Consider the following 6015-nt stretch of genomic DNA (forward strand, 5'->3'; position numbering starts at 1 on the left):
TCGTGAGCACCACCGAACACCACGGCGCCCAGCTCGACTTCTCCAAGGAGATGAGCTACGGCGACTACCTGCAGCTCGACGCCATCCTCAGCGCCCAGAAGCCGCTCTCGCCCGACCACAACGAGATGCTGTTCATCGTGCAGCACCAGACGTCCGAGCTGTGGATGAAGCTGATGCTGCACGAGCTGCACGCGGCCATCGGCAATGTGGCTGCGGACCGCCTGCCCGAGGCCTTCAAGATGCTGGCCCGGGTGTCGCGCATCATGGAGCAGCTCGTCCACGCCTGGGACGTGCTGGCGACGATGACGCCGCCCGAGTACAGCGCCGTGCGGCCCTACCTGGCCAAGAGCAGCGGATTCCAGAGCGCGCAGTACCGGCGCATCGAGTTCCTGCTGGGCAACAAGAACGCGGCCATGCTCAAACCCCACGAGCACCGGCCCGACCTGCTGGCACAGGTGCAGGAGGCCTACGCAGCCCCGTCGCTCTACGACGAGGTGCTGAAGCTGATGGCGCGACGCGGCATCGCCGTGCCGGCCACGCACACGCAGCGCGACTGGACGCAACCCTACGCCGCCGACGACGGCGTGAAGGACGCCTGGCTGGTGGTCTACCGCGCACCCAAGGACCACTGGGACCTCTACCAGATGGGCGAGGAGCTGGTGGACCTGGAGGACGCCTTCCGCCTCTGGCGCTTCCGCCACGTCACCACGGTGGAGCGCGTCATCGGCTTCAAGCGCGGCACGGGCGGCACGGGTGGCGTGAGCTATCTGCGCAAGATGCTGGACGTGGTGCTGTTCCCGGAGCTTTGGGCATTGAGGACGGAGCTGTGAGGCGCGCCGCACTCGCGCTGTTTGCCGCCAGTTCAGCCCACGCGGCCGACCGCAACTTCCAGGCCGAAGGCGTGGACACCGGTGCCGGAATCGGCCCGCGCTGGGTGGCCCRGGCGGGCGCGGGCGTGGCGGCGGCGGACGACCTGTACTCGATCTACACCAACCCCGCCGGCCTGCTGGGGGTGCAGGGGTTGGAGGTCAGCATCTCGCGTCAACTCAACGCCAAGCTGCACGCCTACAACTTCATCGGCGCAGCCTGGCGGCTGCCGCTGCCGGAGCATTGGGGCTTCAAGGCCACGGTGGCGGGCAGCTTCTACCCGCGCATCCACGCCCGGGCCAGCGGCGTCTACACCGACGCCGACTTCGAAAGCCTGTTCCTGCGCTTCCTGCTGCCCGGCGTGTCGGGCAACTTCGACGGCGACATCGACAGCAAGACCAAGACCTGGCGCTACGCGGTGGCCCTCGCGCCGTCGGCGGGGCCGTGGTCCGTCGGCGTCTACGTGGACCGCATCGACTGCAAGTCCAATTTCTGCGGCGTGCATGCGGAGTCCAACGGCTACACGGTGCAGTCCACCGGCGCCAAGGCCTACGCCTATGGCGTAGGCCTGCGCTACCAGTTCAGCCCCGACCTGACGCTGGGCGTGCAGGCCAGCGACCTGAGTACCAAGCTCGACATCCACACCGTGACGACCGACGCCGCCGGCACCCGGGAGTCAACGACGCAAGCCCACTTCCCGCGCAAGCTGGCGGCCGGCCTGGCCTGGCGCTGGACGGGCGCGACCACGGTGACGGGCGATTTCGAATCGACGCACGGCAGCTACGGCAGCACGCAGATCGACCTGCAGGTGCTGCGCTTCGGCGCCGAGCACCGCACGGGCGATTGGGCGTGGCGCGTCGGCGCCCTCGTCCCGCTGCGCATCCACTCCAGCGACTCCGGCCGCCTCAAGCTGCCCGCGCCCGTGGCGCCCACGGCCGGCCTGGGCTGGCAGAGCGGGCCATTGAGGATTGACATTGCCGTCTACGCCCATGCCGTGATGAGCATGCACAAGGACAAACTCAGCCCCGCGGCGGACCTGAGCCTGACAGCAGCCTTCTAAGCCCTCAGCCGCTCCCGCTTCGCCTCCACCCGGAACGCCGCCAGCCGCCCGGCATACGGGTCCAGCGCGTCCTCCGGCATGCCCAGCGGCCACCCCACCACCGCCGCGAACCGTGCCGGCGTGACCTGGCCGTGCGCCATCAACTCGTCCACCAGCGCCAGCAGTGCGCCGCAGTGCATTTCGAGCAGCTGCGAGGCACGCGCATGCTCGCCCTGCAGCAAGGCTTCGATGGGCGCGTTGCTGGCGTCCGCGTCGGTGCAGAGGTTGTCTTCGCTGCTGACGGACACGTCGATGCGGCTGATGCGTTCGCCATGGCCGAGGTGGCGCAGCATGCGCGCGGCCGTCTCGGTGGCCTTGCGCAAATCGCTCTCGGCGCCGCTGGAGCTCAGCTCCGGGCCAAACACCAGCAACTCGGCCGCGCGGCCGGCGAGGCTGGTGCAGGTGGAGTCCAGCAGGTTCTGGCGCGACCACACCTTGCGCGAGGTGTAGGCGTTGTAGCCGCCCTCGAAGCTGGCGACGTGGATCTTGATCTCCGTCGGCGCGCGGCCGAACAGCAGCGCATGCACCAGGCCATGGCCAGCCTCGTGCACCGCGAGCAGCGCGCGGAAGTCCGCGTTGTTGCGCTCGCGCAGGCGGCTGATCTCGAAGGGAGCGGCTATGGGCTGAGACTGTCCGTGCCAATGCGCGATCAGGCTGCGGCCATCGGCCGTTAGGCCCACGCTGTCGCCCGCCGCCGCGCCGCGCTCCAGCGCCCACAGCGCGGCCTTGGCCAGGCCGGCACCGAGGATGGCGTGCAGCGAGGAGAACAGCGGCCGCGTGCCCTGGGCGGGGAACACCGCGTTGGCGTAGATCTGCTCGCGCACGCTGGCGGCCAAATCGAAGTGCAAGCCGCAGCGCGCCTCGGTCTCGCCGACATAGCGCGCACAGCCCTGCGCGATCAGCTGCTCATACGCGCTGCGCGACAGCGACGGATACACCACATGCTCGTTGCCCAGCCGCGCCACCTGCTCGGGCTTGAAGCGCTGGTTCAGCGCCTGCTTCACGTCGATGACGGTGAGCTTGGCCGTCACCGCGTGGAAGGTATCGGCATCGCTGTCGCAGTCGTCCACGCTGGTGGCGAGGTCCTCATACATCTCGTCGAGGTTGCCGCAGACGAAGACGAGCAGCCGGCTGTAGTCGGTGTCCCATTGCTGCTGGCCGCTCTCCCGGAAGGCGTGCAGGCGCGCCTGGATCTGCTCGGGCTTCCAGGCCATGATCTCCAGCAGCGGCACGTCGAGCTTGAGGGTGCGCCGCAGTTCCTTCGCGTCCCAGCTGCTGAGCTTGAACCGCAGCTTGGCGTCGTCAGCATCAGCCCGCTCGGCGTCGAACGCGGCCTCGGCGATGGCCGACTCGATGTCGCCCAGCAGCGAGAGCGCCGGCGCCAGGCGACCGTCGGACAGCAGCGTCCAGACATCCTGGTAACGCTCCACGCGCATCTCGTTGCGCTTGCCGTCGATGGTGCGAAAGCGCTGGAACTCGTCCAACGCCAGGATGCCCGGCTCGCCCTCGCGCACGCCGCTCTGCGCCAGCATGCCCGAGATGCTCTGCGCACCGCGCCAGCTCGCACCATTCGAGAAGCCGTCCATCTGCACTTCCACGAAGCGGTCGTAAAAGCCCAGCAGCTGCGCCAGGCGGCGCACCAGCTGGGTCTTGCCCGTGCCGGTCAGGCCCCAGAGGCAGACGATGACGGGCCGCGCCACCAGTTCGGGCAGCACGTACCACGCACGCACCGAGTCAATGACGCGGTCGATGATTGCATCGATGCCGAACAGCTCGGTCTTGAGCTGGGCGGCGACGTCCTGCAGCTGCTGGTTTCTCTGCGCCAGCTGCACACGCAATTCATTCTGGGAATCAGTCATCCCAATCCTTTCTTCGCAGCAGCGCCAGCAGCGCCACGCGGTCGGCACGGCGCTGGGCGCCGCGGCTTTGGATGTGTTGACCTGCGCCACGCAAGCCGCGCTGGGCCAGTGCACGTGCGACGGGGTCGCGCGCACCGGAGCTCGTTTCGAGCACCAGCGTCATCGGCTGTTTCATGCGGCGCAGGGCCTTGACCCGCCCCTCCTGGAGGGCGCGGGAACGGAGTTGTGCACTCATTCGGTTTCCGAAAAGCAAAAGCCCCGGCTCAGTGGACTCGGGGCTTTGCTTAGCCAGCGCGGTCTGAGGCCGTATCTGTGAACAGACACGGTCCAGCCGGGGCTCGGGAACCGTGTTCAGTCGATCGTCGAAATGAACAGGGAGGACATAGCAGGGATCTCCGTTTTGCGGGCGCTGTCGTGGGGCGCCTTCAGCAAGGGGCCGGATGATGGAGGCGTTAGCGCGACTGCGCAAGCCGCACGAGCCTGCTGCGTTGCGGCATGCCAACGCACGCCAACGCTCGAAGGCGATGATGGTCCGAGCCAGTCGCCCTGAACGACGCGGCCCCGACTCCTACAATCGCAGCACCCCCTTCCACGACCCGGCGCCCACCCGGCGCGGGTCTCTCAATGAGGTCCTGACGCCATGGACACCCGCACCTCCGAAACCCGCCTGCGCATCGAGCGCCTGCGCGACGCCCTGATCGCCCAGAACGTGCACGCCGTGCTCGTGCCGAGCAGCGACCCGCATCTCTCCGAGTACCTGCCCGGCCGCTGGCAGGGCCGCGAGTGGCTGTCGGGCTTCACCGGCTCCATGGGCAGCCTGGTTGTCACGCGCGACCGCGCCGCGCTGTTTGCCGACAGCCGCTACTGGGCCCAGGCCGAGGCGCAGCTCGCCGGCAGCGGCATAGAACTGCAGAAGACGAACTCGGGCGCGTCCACGCAATACATCGACTGGATCGCCCAGGACCTGCAGGCCGGCCAGGTGCTGGCCGTGGACGGCCAGGTGCTGGGCCTGGCGCTGGCCAATGCGCTGCGCGCCGGGCTGGGCCGCAAGGGCATCACACTGCGCACCGACGCCGACCTGCTGAGCCAAGCCTGGGACGACCGCCCCAGCCTGCCGCTTGAACCCGTCTACGAACACCTGCCGCCGCAAGCCGCCGTGAGCCGCGCCGACAAGCTGGCCCGCGTGCGCGCGGCGATGGCGAGCGTGAGCGCCACCCACCACCTCATCTCGACCGTGGACGACGTGGCCTGGCTGCTGAACCTGCGCGGCAGCGACGTGGAATGCAACCCGGTCTTCATCGCCCACCTGCTGCTGGACACGACGGGTGGCCGCCTCTTCATTGGCAGCGGCAAGGTGCCCGCTGACGTGGCCGCGCGCCTGAACGCCGATGGCATCCAACTCGCGGCCTATGACCAGGCCGCAGCGGCTTTGGCCGCGCTGCCGGCCGACGCCACGCTGCTGATCGACCCCAGGCGCGTGACGCTGGGCCTGCGCGAGGCCGTGCCGGCGAGCGTCAAAGTTGTCGAGCAGATCAACCCAAGCACGCTGCTGAAGAGCCGCAAGACGCCGGCCGAGGCGGTGTTCATCCGGGAGGCCATGGCCGAGGACGGCGCAGCGATGTGCGAGTTCTATGCCGAGTTCGAGGCGTCGCTGGCGCGTGGCGAACGCTGGAGCGAGCTGGACGTGGACACCAAGCTCTCGGCGCAGCGCAAGAAGCGCAAGGGCTTCGTCGGCTTGAGCTTCTCAACAATAGCCGGCTGGATGGCCAACGGCGCCCAGCCCCACTACCGCGCCACGCCCGAGTCCTTCGCGCAGATCGCCGGCGACGGCCTGCTGCTGATCGACTCCGGCGGCCAGTACCTCGGCGGCACGACGGACATCACGCGCGTCTGGCCCATTGGCACCGTCAACGCGGCGCAGAAGCGCGACTACACACTGGTGCTCAAGGGCACGCTGGCTTTGTCGCGCACCCGCTTCCCGCGCGGCACGCTCAGCCCCATGCTGGACGCCATCGCCCGCGCGCCGCTTTGGGAGCACGGCCTGGACTATGGCCACGGCACCGGCCACGGCGTGGGCTACTTCATGAACGTGCACGAAGGCCCGCAGAGCATCAGCAAGGCCATCCCCGAGGCGACCATGGCGATGGAGCCCGGCATGATCACCTCCATCGAGCCGGGCCTGTACCGACC

General features: G+C 68.8%; 5 protein-coding genes. 3 read left to right on the forward strand and 2 right to left on the reverse strand.

Annotated features, from left to right (window positions below; genetic code table 11):
• Positions 1-2: 2 nt before the first annotated feature.
• Together kynA and ACXRVZ_RS23655 are read left to right on the forward strand one after the other, a co-directional pair.
• A complete protein-coding gene (kynA, locus tag ACXRVZ_RS23650; RefSeq protein WP_458232892.1) occupies positions 3-830 on the forward strand; it encodes a tryptophan 2,3-dioxygenase in 828 nt (275 codons plus the stop codon).
• Positions 827-1927, forward strand: coding sequence for a hypothetical protein (locus tag ACXRVZ_RS23655; RefSeq protein WP_458232893.1), 1101 nt, complete (start codon positions 827-829; stop codon positions 1925-1927). Before kynA ends, ACXRVZ_RS23655 begins: the two co-directional genes overlap by 4 nt.
• Here ACXRVZ_RS23655 and ACXRVZ_RS23660 read toward each other — a convergent pair.
• Together ACXRVZ_RS23660 and ACXRVZ_RS23665 are read right to left on the reverse strand one after the other, a co-directional pair.
• The gene (locus ACXRVZ_RS23660) at positions 1924-3825 is read right to left on the reverse strand and encodes an AAA family ATPase (protein WP_457423273.1); all 1902 of its coding nucleotides are present in this window, start codon (positions 3823-3825) and stop codon (positions 1924-1926) included. The two genes, ACXRVZ_RS23655 and ACXRVZ_RS23660, sit on opposite strands and share 4 nt — an antisense overlap.
• On the reverse strand, positions 3818-4060 hold the full coding sequence (locus tag ACXRVZ_RS23665; RefSeq protein ID WP_457423275.1) for a hypothetical protein: 243 nt from the start codon (positions 4058-4060) through the stop codon (positions 3818-3820). Before ACXRVZ_RS23665 ends, ACXRVZ_RS23660 begins: the two co-directional genes overlap by 8 nt.
• A gap of 405 nt (positions 4061-4465) precedes the next feature.
• Between ACXRVZ_RS23665 and ACXRVZ_RS23670 the strand changes: the two genes are divergently transcribed.
• Positions 4466-6015: M24B family metallopeptidase (locus tag ACXRVZ_RS23670; RefSeq protein WP_458232894.1), on the forward strand; the 1550-nt coding region annotated here is incomplete at its 3' end.

It is taken from the genome of Roseateles sp. P5_E8 (genome assembly GCF_054177665.1).

Bases quoted from the DNA above. Each gene is read 5' to 3' on its own strand.
- ACXRVZ_RS23660 (WP_457423273.1), bottom strand. From the start codon at position 3,825: ATGACTGATTCCCAGAATGAATTGCGTGTGCAGCTGGCGCAGAGAAAC.
- ACXRVZ_RS23665 (WP_457423275.1), bottom strand. From the start codon at position 4,060: ATGAGTGCACAACTCCGTTCCCGCGCCCTCCAGGAGGGGCGGGTCAAG.